This is a genomic window from Candidatus Leptofilum sp., assembly GCF_965223285.1.
Lineage (GTDB): Bacteria > Chloroflexota > Anaerolineae > Promineifilales > Promineifilaceae > Leptofilum.
This window is the reverse complement of record NZ_OZ244997.1, coordinates 6,287,534-6,308,967: the sequence shown is the minus strand read 5'-3', so window position 1 is coordinate 6,308,967 and position 21,434 is coordinate 6,287,534. Positions and strand designations below refer to the sequence as shown.

14 protein-coding genes are annotated in these 21,434 nt (G+C 53.3%); 5 read left to right on the top strand and 9 right to left on the bottom strand.

Translation table 11 applies throughout. The features are described 5' to 3' along the window. From ACOQPU_RS28230 to ACOQPU_RS28215, 4 genes are read left to right on the top strand one after another with little or no spacing between them, the layout of a single operon-like run. Positions 1 to 201, top strand: a complete 201-nt coding sequence (locus tag ACOQPU_RS28230; RefSeq protein ID WP_420643164.1) for an MbtH family protein — start codon at positions 1 to 3, stop codon at positions 199 to 201. A 21-nt stretch (positions 202 to 222) separates the two neighbouring features. Continuing rightward, the gene (locus ACOQPU_RS28225) at positions 223 to 5,454 is read left to right on the top strand and encodes an amino acid adenylation domain-containing protein (RefSeq protein ID WP_420643163.1); all 5,232 of its coding nucleotides are present in this window, start codon (positions 223 to 225) and stop codon (positions 5,452 to 5,454) included. Between the two features lie 6 nt (positions 5,455 to 5,460). Beyond that, positions 5,461 to 9,546, top strand: a complete 4,086-nt coding sequence (locus ACOQPU_RS28220) for a non-ribosomal peptide synthetase (protein WP_420643162.1) — start codon at positions 5,461 to 5,463, stop codon at positions 9,544 to 9,546. Next, positions 9,543 to 10,292: a 4'-phosphopantetheinyl transferase family protein gene (locus ACOQPU_RS28215; protein ID WP_420643161.1), complete on the top strand. Its 750-nt coding sequence runs from the start codon at positions 9,543 to 9,545 to the stop codon at positions 10,290 to 10,292. The genes ACOQPU_RS28220 and ACOQPU_RS28215 overlap by 4 nt, the downstream gene beginning before the upstream one ends. Here the strand turns inward: ACOQPU_RS28215 and hydA are convergent. Next, positions 10,289 to 11,653 carry a dihydropyrimidinase gene (gene hydA / locus ACOQPU_RS28210; RefSeq protein ID WP_420643160.1) on the bottom strand — a complete coding sequence of 455 codons (1,365 nt, stop codon included), beginning with the start codon at positions 11,651 to 11,653 and terminating at the stop codon, positions 10,289 to 10,291. The genes ACOQPU_RS28215 and hydA overlap by 4 nt on opposite strands. Positions 11,654 to 11,860: 207 nt before the next feature. On the opposite strand from hydA, the gene ACOQPU_RS28205 reads away from it, so the two are divergent. Further along, complete coding sequence (locus ACOQPU_RS28205) at positions 11,861 to 12,637, top strand: sulfite exporter TauE/SafE family protein (RefSeq protein WP_420643159.1); 777 nt, start codon at positions 11,861 to 11,863, stop codon at positions 12,635 to 12,637. Here ACOQPU_RS28205 and ACOQPU_RS28200 read toward each other — a convergent pair. The 8 genes from ACOQPU_RS28200 to mbhE all read right to left on the bottom strand — a co-directional run bounded on the left by ACOQPU_RS28200 (position 12,634) and on the right by mbhE (position 21,423). Beyond that, positions 12,634 to 14,421: an SLC13 family permease gene (locus ACOQPU_RS28200; protein WP_420643158.1), complete on the bottom strand. Its 1,788-nt coding sequence runs from the start codon at positions 14,419 to 14,421 to the stop codon at positions 12,634 to 12,636. The two genes, ACOQPU_RS28205 and ACOQPU_RS28200, sit on opposite strands and share 4 nt — an antisense overlap. 31 nt (positions 14,422 to 14,452) lie before the next feature. Continuing rightward, positions 14,453 to 15,376 (bottom strand): calcium/sodium antiporter, encoded by a 924-nt coding sequence (locus tag ACOQPU_RS28195; protein ID WP_420643157.1) that lies wholly within the window; start codon positions 15,374 to 15,376, stop codon positions 14,453 to 14,455. 18 nt (positions 15,377 to 15,394) lie between these two features. Then, positions 15,395 to 15,727, bottom strand: a complete 333-nt coding sequence (gene mnhG / locus ACOQPU_RS28190; protein ID WP_420643156.1) for a monovalent cation/H(+) antiporter subunit G — start codon at positions 15,725 to 15,727, stop codon at positions 15,395 to 15,397. An 8-nt stretch (positions 15,728 to 15,735) separates the two neighbouring features. Further along, positions 15,736 to 16,011 (bottom strand): monovalent cation/H+ antiporter complex subunit F, encoded by a 276-nt coding sequence (locus ACOQPU_RS28185; RefSeq protein ID WP_420643155.1) that lies wholly within the window; start codon positions 16,009 to 16,011, stop codon positions 15,736 to 15,738. Positions 16,012 to 16,108: 97 nt separating this feature from the next. Next, positions 16,109 to 16,588, bottom strand: coding sequence for a Na+/H+ antiporter subunit E (locus ACOQPU_RS28180; RefSeq protein WP_420643154.1), 480 nt, complete (start codon positions 16,586 to 16,588; stop codon positions 16,109 to 16,111). 98 nt (positions 16,589 to 16,686) lie between these two features. After that, positions 16,687 to 18,177 (bottom strand): complex I subunit 5 family protein, encoded by a 1,491-nt coding sequence (locus ACOQPU_RS28175; RefSeq protein WP_420643153.1) that lies wholly within the window; start codon positions 18,175 to 18,177, stop codon positions 16,687 to 16,689. Continuing rightward, positions 18,174 to 18,503, bottom strand: coding sequence for a sodium:proton antiporter (locus tag ACOQPU_RS28170; protein WP_420643152.1), 330 nt, complete (start codon positions 18,501 to 18,503; stop codon positions 18,174 to 18,176). Before ACOQPU_RS28170 ends, ACOQPU_RS28175 begins: the two co-directional genes overlap by 4 nt. Positions 18,504 to 18,513: 10 nt before the next feature. Next, the gene (gene mbhE, locus ACOQPU_RS28165; protein WP_420643151.1) at positions 18,514 to 21,423 is read right to left on the bottom strand and encodes a hydrogen gas-evolving membrane-bound hydrogenase subunit E; all 2,910 of its coding nucleotides are present in this window, start codon (positions 21,421 to 21,423) and stop codon (positions 18,514 to 18,516) included. Positions 21,424 to 21,434: the final 11 nt, after the last annotated feature.

The window sequence follows — 21,434 nt, the reverse complement described above, 5'->3', positions numbered from 1 at the left end:
ATGGACAAGCAAGCGAATTATCTTTTTACAGTAGTGATCAACCATGAGGAACAATATTCAATTTGGCCCGCTGGGCAAACCATCCCCAACGGATGGCGTGCCGTAGGGCAGGTAGGGTCTAAGGAGGCTTGTCTGGCTTACATCAACCAGGTTTGGACAGACATGAGACCTCTCAGCATACGTCAGCACGCCTCTCTATAATTTTTCGGGGGGCTTACCTAAATGAATACTGAAATCACAAAAAACGCCCTCATCACCGAAGCAGAAACCCGGCAACTCATTTTTGAGTGGAACGATTGGGAGACGCATTTTGAGCGGGTTTCGTGTATTCATCAGGGTTTTGAGCAGCAAGTTGCGCAACGTCCAGAAGCCATCGCCGTTAAATTTGGTGAGGCATGGCTGACGTATGCAGAACTCAATGCCAAAGCAAACCAGCTGGCCCACTTTTTGCAGGCAAGAGGCGTGCAGCCAGACGATTTAGTAGCACTTTATCTGGACCGCTCTCTAGAGATGATCGTTGCCATTTTGGGGGTGCTTAAAGCCGGTGGGGCATATTTGCCTATGGACACCGTTTATCCAGAAGATCGCTTGGCATTTATGTTGGCAGATGCCCAGCCAGTTGTCTGCCTTACTACCAGCAATTTTGCAATAAATCTACCAGCCACAGTCGCAAATATCGTCAATCTGGACAAGGATTGGCCAACGATTGGTGCTAACCCTTCCACAAACCCGATGAGTGCGGTACGGCCGTCCAACCGTGCCTACGTCATTTACACATCTGGTTCTACAGGCAAGCCCAAAGGCGTGTTGGTGACACATGCCAACGTGACGCGCCTCATGCAGGCCACCGACGACTGGTACCACTTTAACCAAAACGATGTGTGGACATTGTTCCATTCTTATGCCTTCGACTTTTCGGTGTGGGAAATTTGGGGCGCGTTGCTTTATGGTGGCAAGTTGGTTGTTGTACCTTACCTAACCAGCCGATCGCCACATGATTTTTACCGCCTGCTTTCGAGCGAAGGCGTCACGGTGCTTAACCAAACCCCTTCTGCTTTTCGACAGCTCATTCAGGCAGAGGCAGAGCTTTATGAGCATGGTGAAGTAAGCAGTGAGTTGGCCTTGCGCTACGTCATTTTTGGTGGGGAGGCACTGGAGTTAAACACACTTCAACCCTGGTTCAACCGGCACGGCGACCAAAAACCGCAGCTCATCAACATGTACGGTATTACCGAGACGACCGTGCATGTGACCTATCGGCCCATTTTCAGCAATGATGTGGCCCAAGCTCCCGGCAGCGTCATTGGGCGGCCCATCCCCGATTTGCAGCTTTTTATTTTGGATGCACAGCAGCAGCCCGTGCCTATTGGGGTGCCTGGTGAGATTTATGTGGGCGGCGCGGGCGTGGCTGCCGGTTATTTGAATCGACCAGAGCTGACGGCGGAGCGATTTTTACCACTGTCGGTGATCAGTCATCAGTGGCCAGTAATTGGAAATCAGTTGACCGATGGTCAATTAAAAGCCAAAGTTTACCGAACTGGCGATTTGGCGCGTTGGCTGCCGGATGGGGATATTGAATATTTGGGGCGGATTGACCATCAGGTAAAGATTCGCGGCTTCCGCATTGAGCTGGGCGAAATTGAGGCGGCTTTGGGTAGCCATACGGCCGTTCGCCAGGTGCTTGTGCAGGCGCGCGAGGATGCAGCCGGAGAAAAACGGCTGGTTGCCTACCTGGTGCTTGATCCCGCGCAGCCGCTTACGGTTACAGAGCTGCGCCATTATTTGCAGCCAAAGCTACCTGTCTACATGATTCCTGCCGTCTTTGTGATGCTGGATGCCTTCCCCCTAACCACCAACGGCAAGATTGACCGGCATGCTTTGCCAGAACCAGATGAGGCGCGGGTTGATTTGGAACGGCCGTATACGCCGCCGCGCACACCAAACGAAGAAACGTTAGCCAATATCTGGGGCCGTGTACTTAACGTGCCCCGCGTTGGCATTGATGACAACTACTTTGAACTGGGCGGTGACTCGATTCGTTCGGTTCAGATTTTGTCACAGGCCAAACAGGCCGGGTTGAATTTTTCAGTCGAACAGCTGTTTGATTTGCAAACAATTGCCCAACTGTCTAACCAAATCACGCTGCTGACAGCTGCTGAAGCAAACGCGGAGACGACGCAGCCAGACCCATTCTGCCTAATCAGCACGGCTGACCGCGCCAAGTTGCCGCCTGAGGTGGAAGACGCCTATCCCCTAAGTAAATTACAGGCTGGCATGTTGTTTCATACCGAATTAGAGGCGGACACGGCCGTCTTCCATAATGTGACAAGCTGGCAACTGGCAGGCACTTTTGATGGTGCCTTGTTGGCAACGGCCGTACAACAGTTAGCCCGACGGCACACCATTTTGCGCAGTAGCTTTGACCTGACGAGCTACAGTGGACCGCTGCAGATCGTCTGGCCCGAGACAGAAATTCCCGTCATGTTGCACGATTTAAGCAGGCTAGATGAGGCTGCTCAAAAGGCCGAAATTGCGCGATGTGTCCAGCAAAACATTGGTGAAAAATTTAACTGGACGCAGCCGCCATTACTCCGTTTTGATTTTTTGCAGCGCACAGATGCTGAATTTCAGATGATCATGACGGGCCACCATGCCATTTTAGATGGCTGGAGCGAGGCCACATTGGTGACTGAGCTGTTCCAGACGTATGGCACTTTGCTGGATGGGCAACCAATCTTGCCGGAGCCAAGCGTACCTTACCAGAGATTTGTAGCGGCTGAGCAGGCTATCCTCACTTCGGAAGAAGCGCAGGCGTTTTGGCAGGAGACATTGGTTGAAAGTAGTGTCAGCACAATGCCTCGCTTGCCCTTGCCAGATATGGATGAGCCGCTGCCAGAAACGGCCGTTTACCAAACAACCGTGCCTGCCGAAGCGGTAACTCAACTCATGAGCGTGGCTCAGCGGGCAGGGGTTCCTCTAAAAACTGTGTTGCTCGCAGCGCACCTAAAAGTGCTGGGCTTTGTAACTGGCGAAACAGATGTGATGAGTGGCTTGGTGATGAACGGCCGTCCTGAACAAGTTGGCGGTGAACGAGCCCTTGGCCTGTTCCTGAACACGGTTCCTTTTCGCCAGAAAATTGAAGCGGGTAGCTGGCTAGAACTTGTCCGGCAAACATTTGCTACTGAGAAAAACCTACTGCCTCATCGCAGCTTCCCACTCACTGAAATCCAGCAGTTGCATGGTGGCCAGCCATTGTTTGAGGTGCCATTTAACTTCTTGCATTTCCACGTGTTTGATGAATTAGAGAAGGCCGGGCAGATCAAAATCGTAGACGAAGAATTTTTTGGCCACACCAACTTTGCTCTGGCGGTGCAGGCCGAGCTTCACGGCAAAGACGGCTCATTGGAACTGCGGCTAGAATACAATCCGGCAGAATTTGGTGCGCCGCAGATTGAACGGTTGGCAGGCTATTTGTCGCACACCCTGGCAGCAATGGCCGCTGCACCAGATGCCTCTCATCAGGCCTTCTCTCCCCTGAGCCAACAGGAGCAAAAAACTTTGTTGGTGGATTGGAACGCAACGGAAACGGCCGTTCCTCACCAACTCGTTCACCAATGGGTAGAAGACGTTGCCGAGAAGATGGGAGATCGAACGGCCGTTACCTACCAAAATCAGCCGCTTACCTATACGCAGCTCAACGCCAAAGCCAATCAACTGGCGCACTATTTGCAGGCTAACGGCATTGGGCCAGAAAGCATTTTGGCTGTTTACTTCGATCGGTCGCCAGAGATGGTCATTGCCGCTCTGGCCGTCCTCAAGGCGGGTGGCGCATATTTGCCCCTTGACCCAAACTATCCTGCCGAACGCATCCAGTTCATGCTGGAAGATGCCCAACCACACACACTTATCACCCACAGCCAACTGTCAGCCAATCTCCAATCTCCAAACCACAATCTCCTCAATTTGGACGCAGATTGGCCGCAAATCGCCGAACACGGCCAGCAGAATCCTACCAGCTGGGTGACAGCCGACAACGCCGCTTACATCATTTACACCTCTGGCTCTACCGGACGGCCAAAAGGGGTAGTCGTCACCCATCGGGGTGTACCCAACATGGCCCAGGCGCAGCACAAAGCGTTTGGCATCGGCGTAGAGAGCCGGGTGTTGCAATTTGCCGCCTTTGGCTTTGATGCCTCCGTCTCCGAAATGTTTGTGACGCTGACGGCAGGAGCGACATTGGTGTTGGCAGATGCCGACGCATTGCTACCCGGCCCGGATTTGGTGAATTTGGTAAGAGAACAGAACGTAACGGCCGTTACTTTGGCACCCTCTGCCCTCGCTATTTTGAATCCAGACGACTTTCCCAGCCTACAAATGGTGGTCGCTGCCGGGGAAGCATGTTCGGCGGAGGTCGTGGCCCGTTGGTCGCCCGGACGCCGGTTTGTGAATGGGTATGGCCCTACAGAGGCAACCGTGTGTGCCACAACGGCCGTTCTTACCCCAGCTGATACCCGGGTTCACATCGGCCGTCCCATCGATAACACGCAGCTATTTGTGCTGAATAAAGACCTCCAGCCTGTGCCTGTTGGCACGCCGGGCGAACTGGCGATTGGCGGCATTGGCGTGGCGCGTGGCTACCTGAATCGGCCAAAGCTAACGGCGGAACGGTTTGTTACAAATCCCTTTGACAAGATGGCAAGGGGACAAAGGGACAAGGGGATTGAAAACAGTGCCACCCCCTCAAAAATGTACCGAACTGGCGATCTCGTTCGTTACCTGCCAGATGGCAATCTTGAGTTTTTGGGGCGGTTGGATCACCAGGTGAAGATTCGTGGCTACCGTATTGAGCTGGGTGAAATTGAGGCGGCTTTGCGGCAGGAAACGGCCGTTCAGGATGCCCTTGTTCTCGCCAGTGAGGATGCGGGAACCGGGGCACAACTGGTTGCCTATGTGGTGGGCCAAAGCCTGTCTGTCTCTGAGCTGCGGCAACAACTCAGCCAGCATCTGCCAGCATATATGGTTCCCACAGTATTTATGCTGCTGGATGCGTTTCCGCTTACGCCTAATGGCAAGATTGATCGCAAGGCATTGCCTACGCCAACGGCCGTTGCCGCAGTCAATTACGTTGCGCCTCGTACCGATGTTGAAACAATTATCGCAACCTTTATGGCCGAAACTTTGAATATGCCACGCCTGGGCGTCCACGACAACTTTTTTGAGTTGGGTGGACACTCACTGCTGGCCACCCAACTGGTCACGCGGCTACGCCAGAACTTGCGTATTGAACTGCCGCTGAGGGCATTGTTTGATGCCCCAACCGTTGCAAAATTAACCAATGTTGTTCTACAGTCGCCTAACCAGCGCGCTCGCGTGGAAAAGGTGGCTCAGCTGCTCATCCAATTATCCCAGCTATCCGACGCAGAAGCGGCTAAATTGTTGAGCCAAAAACGTTAGTAATTCATGACTGATCAATTAAATAATTTGTTTGACTTGTCGGAAGACAAGTTGGCACTTCTCGATCTGCTGTTAGCTGATGAGGGGATAGAAGATAGCGTATCTATCCCTAATATTACTCCCCGTGCCGATTTGGGTGTGCCTGTGCCTCTCTCCTTTGCCCAGCAGCGACTGTATTTCTTAGAGACCTTATCGCCAGGGACGGCACTATTCAACACGCCGTTGGCACTTCGGTTCACCGGCAAGCTGGATCGAGTATCCCTGACGCGCGCGTGCCAGACATTGGTGCAGCGACATGAAAATTTACGCACCACATTTACGGCCGTTTCTGGCACCCCGCAACAAATTGTTCACAAAGAATGGCCCGTCACGTTGGAGACAATACAGGCAACCGTAGACTCACCAGAAGAACTGCTAAAAACGGCCATGCAACGGCCGTTTGATTTAGCAAAAGGGCCGCTGCTCCGCTTCCATTTGCTGCAATGTAGCCAGACCGAGCACGTATTGCTCATCGTTTTCCATCATATCATTGTGGATGGTTGGTCAGTTGATGTGGTGGTGGATGAGTTGGCAACCTTGTATGAGGCGTTTGTGCAGCAGCGTCGGCCAGAACTGCCTGACTTGCCAATCCAATACGCCGATTACGCCGTCTGGCAGCGAGAGTGGCTTGCTGGCGAGACGCTGCAAGCCCAGTTGGATTATTGGCAAAATCAGTTGGCAGGGGATTTGCCGCTATTGCAACTGCCCATCGATAAGCCGCGTCCGGCCGTCAAAACGCATCATGGAGCCAATGAAACTATTCTGCTATCACCGGAAATTACCCAACAGGTGCAAACGCTTTGTCAGCAAACAGACACGACGCCATTCATGCTGCTGCTAGCTGCCTTTCAGGTGTTGTTGCACCGTTATACTGCTCAGGAAGATATTTTAGTGGGTACACCAATTGGCAATCGGCCGCAGCCGGAGTTGGCGGGTTTGGTTGGCTTTTTTGTGAACACATTGGTGCTGCGCAGTCAGGTAGATGGTTGGCAAACGTTCCGGCAGCTTTTGGCCCAGGTGCGCCGGACGGCAACGGCCGCTTACGACCATGCCGATGTACCATTTGAGAAGCTGGTAGAGCTACTCCAGCCGGAGCGAAATCTGAGCTACGATCCAATTTTCCAGGTGATGTTTACCTACAGGGATGCGGGATGGAGCGAACGGCCGTTGCCCAATCTTACCGTGATGCCAATGGCGTTAGACAACGGCATAGCGCAATTTGATCTGACACTGGCCGTAAGCCGAGAGGACACACAGCTTCAATGCACGCTGAATTACAACAGTGACCTGTTTGCTCCAGAAACAATTCAGCGCATGTTGCGTCATTGGCAAACGCTGCTTACTGGCATGTTGGCACACCCCGCTCGCCCCGTAGGCGAAATTGTGATGCTTACCCCACTGGAATGGCAAAAAATGGTGGTAGATTGGAACGAGACGGCCGTACCGCTGCCAGAAGCCCGCTTTTTCCATGAGCATGTGGCACAGTGGGCAGCGCAAACCCCAGATGCCATCGCCTTACTTTATGGCCAGCAGCAGATGAGCTATGCCACCTTAAATAGCAAGGCAAATCAGCTTGCCCACGCCTTACAGGGATGGGGTGTTGGGCCAGAAAGCCGGGTAGGCATTTTTATCAATCGATCCTTTGAGATGATCATTGGGATGTTGGCGGTGCAAAAGGCGGGTGGAGCCTATGTGCCGCTAGACCCGGCATACCCGGCTGAGCGGCTGGATTATATGATGAGAGACGCCAATCTGGCACTGGTGCTAACAACGACCGAATTGCGTGAAAAATTGCCAACGGGGCAGGAAACGGCCGTCGTTTGCTTAGAGCAGGATTGGGCAGAACAGATTGCCCAACAACCAACTAGCAACCCGACGACGGCTCTGACGACAGACAATCTAGCTTACATTATTTACACATCTGGCTCTACAGGCCGGCCCAAAGGTGTGGGCGTAACGCACCGAGGCGTAGTGAATTTGGCACACGCGTTGCAGCACCGCCTGGCTGTCTCGCCGCAAAGCCGGGTGCTACAGTTTGCCTCTTTCAGTTTTGATGCTTCTGTAGCTGAAATTGTGGAGGCGTTGCAAAATGGCGCAACGCTGGTGCTGGCCGACAAAGAAGCGTTGTTGATGGGGCCATCTTTTGTAGACCTGATGCAGCATCAGGCCATCAGCGTCGTAACGCTGCCTCCCTCGGCATTGGCTTTGCTCAACCCAGACGATTTCCCAGCGTTGCGCACCATTGTTTCCGCTGGAGAGGCGTGTTCAGCAGAGGTGGTGGCCAAATGGTCGGTGAACTGCAGGTTTATTAATGGGTATGGGCCTACGGAAGGGACGGTCGGGGCGATTACGGCCGTTCTAGACCCAGACGATCCGCAACCATTGCTAGGACGACCATTGCCCAATTATCAAATCTACCTGCTCAATTCGCAGCTTCAACCCGTGCCGGTCGGCGTTGCAGGAGAGATTCATATCGCGGGCCTAGGCCTGGCGCGCGGCTACCTGAACCGGCCCGATCTCACAGCAGAAAAGTTCATCGCCAACCCATTTAGCAGCGGCGGCAATAAGATGTACAAAACGGGGGATTTGGGGCGATATTTGCCAGACGGCCGTATTGATTATCTGGGGCGGATTGATCATCAGGTAAAGATTCGCGGTTTTCGCATAGAGATTGACGAAGTCGAAGCGGCTATTCGGCAGCATCAGGCAGTGCGGGATGTGCTGGTACTGCCGCAACAAACCGAGGACGGGTCGCAGCTAATGGCGTATGTCGTTGGGGATGCGAGCGCGTTGGCTGATTTACGGCCGTTCCTCAATCAATCATTACCTGCTTATATGATGCCCGCTGTTTTCATCACGCTAGATCAATTTCCGCAAACGCCCAATGGCAAAATTGATCGCAAAGCGTTGCCCGTGCCAGCGCATCAAACCGTCTTGTGGGATGACGCTTTTATGGCCCCACAGGACGCGCTAGAGTCGCAGCTGGTGCAAATTTGGCAAGAGGTTCTAAAATTGCCCAGCATTAGCACCAAGGCCAACTATTTTGAGATTGGCGGCCATTCGCTTCAGGCAGTAACCTTATTCTCGGCCATAGAAAAACGGCTCAAGCTGAGGCTACCCGTTTCCTTGCTTTTTAAAGCCCCAACCATTCGCCAGTTGGCCGCCACAATTCGCGAAGGAGAGGAGTCACCCCGCTGGTCATCGCTGGTGCCAATACAGCCGCTCGGCAGCAAGACGCCGTTATTTTGTGTACATGGCGGGGCAGGGCATGTGTTCCATTACCACGATTTGGCGCAACTTTTAGGGACGGAACGGCCGTTTTACGGCATTCAGCCCAAAACAGACCCAATCACCGACCAAGCGATATACCAATCTGTTGAGGAAATGGCAGCGCATTACATCCGCGAAATCAAGATGGTGCAGCCGACAGGACCATATTTGCTGAGCGGTTTCTGTTTTGGTGGCATTGTCGTTTATGAGATGGCCCAGCAGCTTAAGCGGGCGGGAGATGAAGTGGGCTTGTTGGTTTTTATTGATCCCAGCACGCCGACCAACAAACCAACATTGCACCCACCGCCGCCACCAGAAGAATTGGAGGCACGTTTGAGTCGCCATAAAGAAAATATGGCGCAGCTTGGCAGGCTGGCGCGGCTGGGGTACATTTTGAACAGTGGCAAAAACCGACTGATTGCCTACTGGTATCTTTTTTACCGCGCTTGGTTGCGAGATTGGCGCAAAATTCGGAGCAAGCTGGTGCATAAATATGTGAATTGGCAACAGAAAGTGCCTTCTCAGTTGTCTGACTTTTATTTTATGAACGTTATTTCTGAACCAGCAACGCGACAATATCATCCCAAACGGTATCCAGGAGAAGTGGTGCTATTTTTCTCAACGTTGGAAAATGGGGGGGATGAAACGCTCGGTTGGTCAGGTTTGCCCACAGAGAATCTGATTATGCACAAGGTTGAATCAACCCATCTAGGCATTTTGAAACGGCCGTTCATTGATCAGGTTGCTGCCAAACTCAAAAAATATCTGGAACCGTTTGCATGATCCCGTTTCTCTCAGCCTGGCCACCATCGCCAGCCAATCCCACCTTGCCCGCCGATGAACTTCACGTGTGGGTGGCCTCACTAAATCGATCCCAGACCCAGCTAAACCAATTTTGGCAGCATTTGTCCGAGGATGAGCGCGCTCGCGCCAATCGCTTCTATTTTGATCATGACCGGGAGCATTATATTGTGGCGCGGGGTTTGCTGAGGCAACTTTTAGGTAACTACTTGCAACTTCCGGCACACCTCATTGCCTTTGCTTACGGCGAACATGGTAAGCCGGAACTGGCGGCTGAACAGGCAACCTCTGGCGTGCGTTTCAACATATCCCATGCGCAGGGGGTGGCACTGCTGGCGTTTTCCCGCAATCGGGAAGTGGGGGTGGATATTGAGCAGGTACGGCCGTTAGACGATGGCGAACAAATTGCGGAGCGATTTTTCTCCGAAAATGAGGTGGCGGTGTTTACGGCCGTTCCCCCCGAACAAAAACCCCAGGCGTTCTTTAACTGCTGGACGCGCAAAGAGGCCTTCATCAAAGTCATTGGCGAAGGGCTGTCCTGCCCACTCGATTCATTCGACGTGACCTTGAAGCCAGGTGAGCCAGCCGACCTGCTGCAAGTAAAAGGCAGCCGGGAAGCCGCTGCTCGCTGGCGATTGGAAAATCTGGAGCCAGCTAATGGCTACGCCGGAGCTGTCATTGCCGAGGGGCGGGAGTGGCAGTTGCGCACGTGGCAGTGGCCAGCTTAGAGATTTGCCTGGGTGCGGTGGACGAAACGACCGTTCCCCTTCCCCCCCACAAATTCCCCATCCTGCACCACAATTTTGCCCCGGCATATAGTTGTTTGCGGCCAGCCTTGAAGCTCTAAACCATCGTAAGGTGTCCAATCCGCTGCTTCGTGTAGCGAATCGGGCGATAAAGTGCGACTAGCCGCTGGATCAAAAATTACCAAATCAGCATCGTACCCTACCGTGATTTCCCCTTTTTTAGCCAAACCCATCAGTTTGGCCGGATTGGTGCAGCATTGCGCCACCCATTGCGGCAGGCTGAGCCAGCCCTGGCGCATTCCCTGCGAGTAAAGCGCAGCAAAGCGCATCTCGATCGAGGGCACGCCGCCGGGAATCTGGCTGTAATTGTCCAGCCCGGTCGCTTTCTCTTCATAGGTGAATGGGCAATGATCGGTGGTGACAATTTGCAGCTCGTTGCGGCTGAGCGCCTGCCACAGCGCAGTTTGGGCGGCGCGGTCGCGGATGGGCGGCGAACAGACGGGCAGCGTGCCGTCCACGCCCGGTGCGTCGTACACATCCCAGGTGAGGAAGAGGTATTGCGGGCAGGTCTCTCCCGTGACGGGCAACCCTTGCCGCCGCGCCTGGGCAATGCGGGCCACCGCCTCGCCGCAGGAAACGTGGAAGATATGCAGCGGCACACCGACAAAGCTGGCAATGTCGATGACTCGCCCAGTCGCTTCAGCTTCTAGCAGGGCGGGGCGGCTGCGCGGATGCCAATGGGGGTTGGTATGTCCGGCGGCCAAATTTTGCTGGATCAGCTCGGTAATCACATCCCAATTTTCTGCATGAACTACCGGGATGCCGCTGGCGTTGCGAACGGCCGTTAATGCTCTCAACAACTTATCATCCTGCAAACGGTGTCCGTAGGCCATGTACAGCTTAAAGCTGGTGCAGCCTGCGGCAAACGCTTCAGGAATTTGTTCCAGCTTGGCGATGTCGCTGGGGGTAATCGTCATGTGCAGACCGTAATCAATCACCACGTTGGGATCCGCCAGGGCGCGGCGGGCGGCAATCGCTTCGACCATCGTTTCGTTGGGCTGGGTTTCTACAAAGTCAACAATGGTGGTGGTTCCGCCGAAGGCGGCGGCGCGGGTGCCGCTGTAAAAGCCGTCGGTGGAGGTGAAGCTGCCAATCGGCATTTGCAGATGCACATGCATGTCAACTGCGCCAGGGGTGACGAGCTTGTTGGTAGCATCAAGCTGTTGCTTGCCGTCCAGATTTTGCCCGATGGCGGCAATCGTTTCACCGTTGATGCCGATGTCTGCTGGGAATGTGGAAACGGCCGTTACCACTGTTCCTCCCTTAATCACCAAATCGTACATGCCTGACCTCCTGACATTATGCTTCATTCAGCGTGATTTTTATCATGATTAACCCAAATGTACGAATCCCGCCATCCCAATCCATCGCCACAATTCCCAGAGCGTTTATAATCCATCCCCGAACAAATTTTGCAGGACACGAACGCGCATCTTGCCTTATTTCTCTGCGCCTCCGCGCCTCTGCGTTGAATAATTAGGAGTTAACTCATGGCATGGTATATCTATCTGGCGGTGCTGGCCGCCGGGTTTGGTGCAGGATTTATTAACACGCTGGCAGGCAGTGGCTCACTTATCACCCTGCCCCTGCTCATCTTTCTAGGTATTCCGGCCACGGTGGCAAACGGCACTAACCGAGTGGGCGTTCTGTTTCAAAACATTGTTTCTGTGAGTAGCTTTCAGCGGCAAAAAATGCTGGACGTGCGCGGCGGGCTAATTTTGTCTGCGCCGGCTATCGTTGGCTCGGTTATCGGAGCGCAAATTGCGGTTGATCTGGATGAAGCGCGGATGCGGCAGGCGATTGGCGTGCTGATGGTTGTGATGCTGGTTGTCATTTTGCTGCGCCCCAAGCGGTGGTTGCAGGGCGAATTGGAGAAGATGGGGAAACGGCCGTCTCTCATCCAGCTCATCATATTTTTTTTCATCGGCATGTACGGCGGTTTTTTACAGGCCGGGGTTGGCATTTTCTTGCTAGCCGGGCTGGTACTGAGCATTGGCTACGATCTGGTGCGGGCCAATGCCGTGAAGGTGCTGATAGTGCTGGCATTTACCATCTCTGCCCTCATTATTTTTGTGTTAAATGATCAGGTGGATTGGGGTATTGGACTGTTGCTAGCTGTGGGTAACTCGCTGGGTGCCTGGGCTGCGGCCCGCATGGCCGTTGAGCGCGGAGCCAATTTTGTGCGGTGGCTGCTCATCGCCGTTGTTGCCGTCTCCGCTGCCAACTTGTTAGGGGTTTTTAGTTGGATTGGCCAACTATTCAACTAAAACGGCCAGAACAACGGCAACACCGTCAACACCAGCCCCAGGATGATTAAATTGAGCCAAATGCCGACACGCGCGTAATCAGAGAAACGGTAGCCGCCGGGGCCGTAAATAATCACGTTTACCTGATGCCCCACAGGCATTAAAAAGGAGGTGGACGCTGCCAAAACCGTTGCCATCACAAACGGTTCCGGCGCAACCCCCAGGCCGAAACCAGCGTCAATTGCAATCGGTACCATGAGAACGGCCGCTGCTGCATTGGAAATCACTTCGGTTAATAATGCGGTCAATAAAAATACTCCTGCCAGTACCGCAACTGGCCCTAAGCCACCAACTATGTTTACGAGTTGGTCTGCCAGTAGGCGAGCTGTGCCAGTTTCTTCCATAGCAATGCCCAACGGCAGCATGCCTGCAATGAGAAAAACAGATTGCCAATCGATGGCCCGGTACGCTTCGTCCATTGTCAAAACGCCCGCTAGGATCATCAACACCGCACCCAGCACCATGGTGGTAGTGATACTCAGCCAGCCAAACGTAGCCGTGAGCAGCACCGCAAAGAGGATAACGAGGGAAACGGCCGCTTTATCCGTGCGCCTCAGTTCTAATTGGGGTGTATCCAAAACCAGAAAATCAGGATTTGTTCGCAAGAGGCCAAATTTGTTGGGCGCACCTTGAACCAGCAGCGCATCCCCAAAATCAATTGGCACATCGCCCAAATGGTCCGTGATAGACTTCCCATTGTGCCGAATGGCCAGCACCGAAAGCCCAAAACGCGCCCGAAACCCCATTTCCTTCAAAGTTAACCCAGTCATTTCAGAGTATGGTGCCAATGTGAGCTCGATGAGGTCCATCCCCTCCGTTTCCACACTTGGGTGCCACCCTTGTGACTCCCACTCTTGCGCCAACTGCAAACCATGTGTGCGGCTAACTTTCAAAATATTACTCAACGGCCCTTCAATCAGCAGAACATCTCCGGCACCCAAAAGCCGATCGGTAATGGGTGAATCCATCCGATCATCTTCATGACGCACCCGCAAAATGTTTAAATCAAACTGTTCACCAAAGCGAGATTGTTTAACGGTTTGGCCTATTAATGAAGAGGCTTCGCTGACACGCACTTCTGTCACATACTCCCGCACCGGATATGCATCTACCAATTCATCACCGCTTTGCCGCTCTGGTAACAAATGTCGCCCAAACAGCAGCATGTACAAGATGCCAGCCACAAGCACAATGATGCCCATTGGCAAAAAGTCAAAAAATTGGAACGGTTCTACACCGCCATAATCTTCCAGGATGGTCGCCGCCAAAATATTGGGTGGCGTGCCAATAAGCGTCATGTTGCCCCCCAAAAGCGCGGCAAAAGCCAGGGGCATAAGTAGTTTAGAGGGGGCAATATGTTGGCTGCGCCCAATAGCAACCACCGCGGGTAGTAAAATGGCAACGGCTCCGATATTGTTCATGAAGGCAGACATGATGCCTGCCGTAACCATGATGACAATGAGTAGACGAGTCGGGCTATCCCCGGCCAGGCGCAACATTTGCTGCGCCAGCAAATCGGCCACACCGCTTTGGAACATTGCCCCGCTAATAATAAAAACAGCCCAAACGGTGATGACCGCCGGACTGGCAAACCCGGCAAAGGCAGCTTCTGGCGTCAATAACCCCGTAAGGATCAGGGCCAGAAGAACCAAAAGGGCAACCAGATCAACACGCAGCCGGTCACTAATGAAGAGACCGACTGCGATGGTCAGGATGCCCAATACTAAAATATGGTCGAAGGTCATCTTGGTTGCAGGTTAAGTTACAAGAAAAATGTCATCGTGTAAAGTCCAAAATCCAGCGCCCCAAGGTTATGAGAATGAGAACACCCCCTTCCCAGCGGGACAAGCGCCAGCCTGAACGCATCATAATAACAACGAGTAAAACCATGCCGCCCAACAGAAAAATGCTGCTTTGCGCCGCTGGATTGACCACCATCGGGTTCAGAATGCCCGCCAAGCCGAGTACGCCTAACAAATTGAATAGGTCGCTACCAACCAGATTTCCTGCCGACATGCCGGATTGCCCGCGCAACAACGCCACCAACGACGTGGCAATTTCTGGAGCCGAGGTGCCAATGGCCACAATGGTGACGCCAATCACCCATTCCGAGAGGCCAATGAGCCGTGCTAAATCTGAGGCAGCTTCTACAAAAAAATGGCCCGCTGTCACGATGATGGCGATACCCACAATGAATTTGGGAATGTCCAGCCAATTAAATTCACCTTCGGGAATATGCTCTTCGCTTTCAGCACGTCGGTAGATGAGAAAACCAACATAGGCAACCAAGATGATGAGCAAGACGGCACTTTCAATGCGGCTGAGAGACAAATCATACAAGAAGATAATGAGCAAGATGGTGGTGCCGATGAGCATCCCGCCATCACGATAAACCATTGTTTTGGTGGTGGCAATGCCTTTTAGCAATGCCAATCCACCGAGAATGAAACCCAGGTTGAAAATGTTTGATCCCACCACGTTACCAACAGAAATATCAGATTGACCTTCCAGGGCGGCAACGACGGTCACGGCAAATTCCGGTGCAGAGGTGCCAATGGCGACGACGGTTAGCCCGATAACCAGATCAGACATGCCGATTTTGCGAGCAATGCGCGTGGCTGAATTTACGACAAGCTCGGCACCTTGCCACAGGGCAGCAATGCAAACGATAATGATGATAATGTCGAGTAACGTTTCCAAGACGGTTTTCCCTCCAGGTTAGTTAGATTTTTCGGCCAGGTCGTCACGAACGGCTTGTTCCACACGAATGCCCAGGCGATATGCTGCGGAGCTGATGGCGTGGGAGGTGACTGGCCCTGTAATAAGTAGAAGTAAAATTAAAATGAGTCCGCGTCCGGCACTAAAATTATTAAGTGAGGCGATGATGGTGGCGACGAGCAGCAGCACCACGCCAAAGACGCCAACTTTGCCGGAGGCGTGAAGTTTAGTGTAGACGTCGGGCAGGCGGAAGTAGCCCAGCACGCCGGTAATAGAGAATGCAGTGCCAATGAATACGGCCGTAATGATCCCAATTTGCGTCAACGTTTCCATAACCTCTCCTAAAACATCTGCTCGTCGGCCGCGTATTTAGCCAAAGCGATGGTGCTGACGAAGCCGAGTGCAGCCAGACCAAGGGCGACATCAACGTAAATGCCGTTAGATTGGATGAGCGCGGTCAAGATGAGGATGCCGATGGTGAGCGTGGCCACAATATCTGCCCCAACCAGTCGCTCCATAATTTCTTTGCCGCGCCACACTTTGTAAACCACAAACAGCAACAGGACAGTATGGATAAAGAGTGCGCCTTGCAAAACGGTTTGTAACAGTTGTTCCATAATTCTTACTCCTGTGCTTTCCCCTCTCCCCAGCCCTCTCCCACGGGGAGAGGGAGCTGTTCCCTCTCCTTTCGGGGGAGGGGTAGGGAGGGGGAGATTAAACAAAAATTCGGCTTAATAAATCCCGCCGGGTTCTCTGAGCTGCCTCTACGTGCTCATCCGGGTTGCTGGCATCCAGCATGTGGGTGTACATGATGCCTTCATCATCAATTTCAACGACCATTTCCCCCGGCGTCAGGGTGATGGCATGGGCACTCAGAGCCACGCCCAAATCTGATTCACATTCTGAGGGAATGGCCACGATACCGGGTTTGATGGGCAGGGAGGGTGTGAGCACGATGCGGGCGACTTGCAAACCGCTCAATAACAAATCCCATAGCAGCCGCAGCAGATAGATGCCACTGGCCAGCAGGGCGTCGGGTAGGCGGTGCCAGGTAAACGGCCGTTTCACCGGTCGCACCAGCAAGGCCACCAACCCCGCCAATACTAGTCCCGTAATGATGTTGTTGATTGCCCAATTGCCCGTTAGCAGCATGTACAGCAGCCAGACAGGAATCATAAAAGTTAGATAGTGCATGGTTACTCCAAATTTTTGTGGTTGGTGGTTAGTTGCTGGTGGCTGGGACAGGCTCGTAGCGACTAACAAACTAACCACTAACAAACTAATGGCTAAAACTAGCCACCGCTTAAAACGGCCGTAATGTACAAGTCCGGTTGCGCCAGCCACAGCGTGGTGGCGTCTGTAAGCTGGATGAGCGGTTCTGCCCAAAATCCCAGGACAATCACCAAGCCAATGAGCAATGCCGGGGCGATGAGCTTGTCGCCAGCCGGTTTAAGGGTAACGGCCGTATCCAACTGCGGCTCCCACCAAATCCGCTGGAAGGCGCGCATGGTGTAAATGAGCGTTGCCAAGCTACCTATGGCCATCAGACTGAGAACGACGATTTGCGTCGCCTCTACGCCGCTGTTGAAGAGCAGCATCTTGCTAATGAACCCGTTGGTGGGCGGAATACCAGCTAACGCCAAAGCCCCTACAAAAAAGAGCAAGCCAGCCAGTGGCAACTGCTTGCCCAGCCCCGTCACCACGGCAAACGCCGCCGACTTCACCGAGGCGCGGCTGGCAACAAAGCCCGCCAGCATCAGCATCGCTGCTTTGATGAGGCTGTGATTGACGGTAAACACCAATGCAGCCGCAACCGAGAGCGGCGTTCCCCAGCCAATGCCCACTAAAATGAAGCCAATTTGTGCCAGCGTGGAGTAGGCGAGCATCCGCTTGACGTTGTGCGTGCCAATAGCTGAGAGTCCGCCAAAAAAGATGCCAATGACGCCCAAAATAATTAGCAGCGTTTGGATGAGTGTCGCCTGCTCTACAAAAAGCAGGGTGGTCATTCGCAAAAAGCCATAAATGCCCAGCTTCACCACCACCGATGAAAGCATGGCAGAAACGGCCGTTGGTGCGGCCGTGTGGAAATCTGGCTGCCAAAAGTGGAAGGGAAAGACCGCGCTCTTGATCATGAAGGTTGCCATCAGTAGCGCGATGCTGGTGGTTAACAAGGGGGCATCTGGATTTTGGGCAATGCGTTCAGCCAAATCGGCCAAATTGAGCGTGCCGTAAGAGACGTATAGTGTGCCATTGGCCAGCAAGAGAAAGGTTGCCGCCAGCAAGCTAATGTAAAAATATTTGTACGCTGCCTCTGGGCCAAATTTGTCGTCGGAGATAGCCGTTAGCACCGTGCCAGAGATGACTAGTAGCTCCACAAAGACAAATAGATTGAATAGATCGCCCGTCAGGAAGCTGCCCGTCAAACCGGTCGTTAACATGAGGAATAGCGGGTAGAAGCCCGGGTAGTGTACATTTTTATCTTTTGCGCCCAACGCATAGACGGTACCCAGCAGCAGCACCACCTGGCTCATCAACGCCATCAATCCGCCAAGTAAATCTCCCACAATGGCGATGCCAAACGGAGCTATCCAGCCGCCGCCGTAAAACACGACGGGTTCACCTGTTTGCTGGACGGTCCACAAAAGGTAGCTGCTGCTGAAAACGGCCGTACCCAACACTCCCAGCGTCCATATCCCTTGCCAACGGGGGGCACGCATTAAAAACAAGGCAACCACTGCCCCGAAAAACGGAATCAAAATCGGCAATAAAACAAGATGATTCATCGCTTTAACCTTTCAATTTCATCCATGTTGCTCGTCTCATACCGCGCTGAAATGACCGCCAGCAGCGACAGCACAAAAGCCAAACCACCCATGCTAATGACGATGGCAGTCAGAATGAGTGCTTGGGGCAATCCGTCACTGGGATTGGCTGCGCCGTCGTAAGCAGGGTCTGTGCCTAAAAACGCGCCGGTGCTAAGCAAAAATAGGTTAATTGCGCTCGATAAAATAATCAGGCCAATGGCCGAGCGAATGACGTTTCGCCGCAGCATTTGGTAAATGCCCACGGCAAACAGTAAGCCAATTGCCAATGCAGTTAAAAGTTCCATCAACTGTCTCCTAGCGACTATTCTCTGGTGTTTGTGCCAAGCCTTCGGGGTGGCCTAGCGTGTTGAGCATGAAGAAGACGCTGCCCAAAACGCTCAGGCAGATGGCGACCTCAAATAAAAACGAGCTGCTGAGATTAAAGCCCGTCGGCAAAGGCAAATTTAACAACGCACCATAATCGACCGTGGATAAAAAGGTGCCGTTAAGCAACCAGCCAGAACCGCCCGCAAGCAGCAGCAAAAAGATGCCAGAGGCAATCAATGGTGTGCTGAGCCATTTGTACCGTTCTCTGGTTTCGGCATAGCCAAATACGACGTAGGCAAACGCGATCGCCAAGCTGATGATGACCCCAGCCGTAAACCCGTCACCGGGCTGATCATGCCCGTACATCATGTGGGTAGCACCCACGACGATGGCTAACGGCAGCGAGATGCGAGCCAGTGCTTGTACAAATACGGAGGTGCGTAGGCCAAAAATGCCAAACGAGGGGAGATTGCTCGATAACGGCCGTTCCTCTCCCACCTTTTCCCCCACAATCTTTGTTGCCTGGCGCAGCAGCGTAAACATCCCCAGCCCAGCCATGCTGAATACCGCAATTTCGATCATCGTATCCAGAGCGCGGAAATCAACGATAATTGCCCCCACAACATCTTTAGCTGCGGTCAGCGGTTTGGCATTTTCCATGAAGAATGGTGTAACTACACTTTCCCGCTCACGGCTGGTGAGGGCAAACAGCGTGATAACGGTAACCACAAGTCCGCTGGAGGCTGCAATAAAAATGTCGCGGATTTTGCCCAAATTCCCGCCCTGAACATTGAGCGCGACTGCATTGTGTCGCTGTTTGCGTGGCAGCAGGCGTAGAGCTAGGACCAAGATGACCACAGACAAAATGTCCACCACCACTTGCACCAGCGCTACGTCTGGGGCTGGTTCCAACACCATCAGCACAGCTATGCTTAGGCCAGACGCCCCCAAGGCTACGATGGCGGCAAAATCTCGTTTGAGCAGCACGCTGGCAATGGCTGCGCCCACCGCCACCAAGATTGCCACCAGGCGCAAAAAGTCCTGGCTACCGGTCCAGCTAAACTGGACGTCGTCTTGTACCGTTAGCAGCAGCTGGCTAAATTGACCCTGCGTAAACAGCAATACCAACCCCACCATACCCAAAATAATGGCGGCAAGATAGAGGCGAAGACGGCCGTTTTGCAAGCGTGTCACCTGGTTTGCCAACCAATCAATGCTGCGCAGCGTGGCGGCAAACCCCCTGTTCAAATCCAGCTGCGGCGCAAAACTGTCTTGCCACTGCCGGATGGCGTGTCTAAAGTAAAAAATCCCTGCGCCCAATGAAATGGCAATTGCGGAAAGCAGCAGCGGCACGTTTAATCCTGTCCACAAAGCCAGCGATACCTTCACCTCACCACCGAAGGCGGCACCCGCTGCCTTGGCCAACAGGGTGGCCAAAATTTCTGGTTCCGGTAGCAAGCCAATGGCAAGTGAAAGTACAGCCGGAATTGCCGGGGCTAGCAACATGAGCTTGGGTGCCTCATGCGCTTTACGCACAGCTTCACCCGGCTTGCCCCAAAAGGTGCCAATTACCAACAGGCCAGACTGTGCCAGCAGAAGCGAGCCAGCCGCTACCGAGCCAGCCGCCAACACCCAACTGAATATGGTCGGCAGCGATGGATGAACGGCCGTTGCCAGCAATGTCTCCTTGGCCAAAAAACCAAACATCGGCGGCAGCCCGGCCATTGATAACCCAGCGACGACGGCCAGAACGGCCGTTATCGGCATCTTGGCCCGTAAGCCCCCCAGCAGTCGCAAATCCCGCGTACCGCTTTCATGATCCACTGTGCCTGCCACCAGAAACAAAGCACTCTTGTACAGCGCGTGCGCCAGCACGCCCACCACCAACGCCTTGAAAGCAATATCGGTATCCTGCCCGATGAGCATCATCAACACACCAAGCTGGCTAATGGTGGAGTAGGCCAGGAGTGCCTTCAAATCATTTTGCTTAAGCCCCAGGTATGCGCCTAGCACCATGGTTACGAGGCCAATAAGGCTGAACAGCCAGAACCACAGCTCTGTTTCGCCCAAAACCGGGTTCATCCGTGCCATCAGGTAAATGCCTGCTTTCACCATCGTGGCGGAGTGCAGATAGGCACTGGCCGGGGTGGGGGCACTCATGGCGCGAGGCAGCCAGATGTGGAACGGCCATTGGGCACTTTTGGTAACGGCCGCTAACGCTAACAATCCTAGCATCAACGGATACAAGTTACTTTCACGCAGAATGTCACCGCTGGCCAAAATAGCAGGCAGGCTAGTTTGCCCGCTTACGCTAGCCACAACCAGCAGCCCAAACAGCAGGGCAATCCCGCCGCCACCCGTGATGAAAAGTGCCTTGAAGGCACCTTGGCGTGCTTCAGGGTACTTATACTTATACGCAACGAGCAAAAATGAAGTGATGCTGGTGCCTTCCCAAAAGAGGAATAAAACGATGATGTCGCCAGCCATGACCAAGCCGAGCATAGCCCCCATGAAGAGGAAGAGGTAGCTCAAAAATCGCCAGGCAGACGGCTCCTTCTGAAAATAATATCCGGCGTAGATGATAATGAGCGTGCCGATGCCTGTGACGAGTAGGGCAAACAGTAAGCTCAACCCATCCAGGTAAAAGCTAAAGCTGATGTTGAGGCTGGGCAGCCAGGCGAGACTCGCTTTGAGCTTTTCGCCCCCATTTACGATGCTGATTTTTTGCAGCAGCAGCACAAATGAGGCAAAAGGGGCAGCGGCCAGTAGCCAGGCAAGCGAGGTTAGGGAGAAACGGCCGTTGCCAGCTTTGAGTAAATTCGTTTGGCCGACAATGGCAGCAATGATGGCCGCCGAAAATATGAAAGCAAATGGAAGTAGGAGCGAGCTATCTTGCATGAAAATTCACA

Excerpts from the sequence above, each read along its gene's own strand:
- ACOQPU_RS28230 (WP_420643164.1), top strand. The coding sequence starts at position 1 with ATGGACAAGCAAGCGAATTATCTTTTTACAGTAGTGATCAACCATGAG.
- ACOQPU_RS28225 (WP_420643163.1), top strand. The coding sequence starts at position 223 with ATGAATACTGAAATCACAAAAAACGCCCTCATCACCGAAGCAGAAACC.
- ACOQPU_RS28220 (WP_420643162.1), top strand. The coding sequence starts at position 5,461 with ATGACTGATCAATTAAATAATTTGTTTGACTTGTCGGAAGACAAGTTG.
- ACOQPU_RS28215 (WP_420643161.1), top strand. The coding sequence starts at position 9,543 with ATGATCCCGTTTCTCTCAGCCTGGCCACCATCGCCAGCCAATCCCACC.
- hydA (WP_420643160.1), bottom strand. The coding sequence starts at position 11,653 with ATGTACGATTTGGTGATTAAGGGAGGAACAGTGGTAACGGCCGTTTCC.
- ACOQPU_RS28205 (WP_420643159.1), top strand. The coding sequence starts at position 11,861 with ATGGCATGGTATATCTATCTGGCGGTGCTGGCCGCCGGGTTTGGTGCA.
- ACOQPU_RS28200 (WP_420643158.1), bottom strand. The coding sequence starts at position 14,421 with ATGACCTTCGACCATATTTTAGTATTGGGCATCCTGACCATCGCAGTC.
- mnhG (WP_420643156.1), bottom strand. The coding sequence starts at position 15,727 with ATGGAAACGTTGACGCAAATTGGGATCATTACGGCCGTATTCATTGGC.
- ACOQPU_RS28185 (WP_420643155.1), bottom strand. The coding sequence starts at position 16,011 with ATGGAACAACTGTTACAAACCGTTTTGCAAGGCGCACTCTTTATCCAT.
- ACOQPU_RS28180 (WP_420643154.1), bottom strand. The coding sequence starts at position 16,588 with ATGCACTATCTAACTTTTATGATTCCTGTCTGGCTGCTGTACATGCTG.
- ACOQPU_RS28175 (WP_420643153.1), bottom strand. The coding sequence starts at position 18,177 with ATGAATCATCTTGTTTTATTGCCGATTTTGATTCCGTTTTTCGGGGCA.
- ACOQPU_RS28170 (WP_420643152.1), bottom strand. The coding sequence starts at position 18,503 with ATGGAACTTTTAACTGCATTGGCAATTGGCTTACTGTTTGCCGTGGGC.
- mbhE (WP_420643151.1), bottom strand. The coding sequence starts at position 21,423 with ATGCAAGATAGCTCGCTCCTACTTCCATTTGCTTTCATATTTTCGGCG.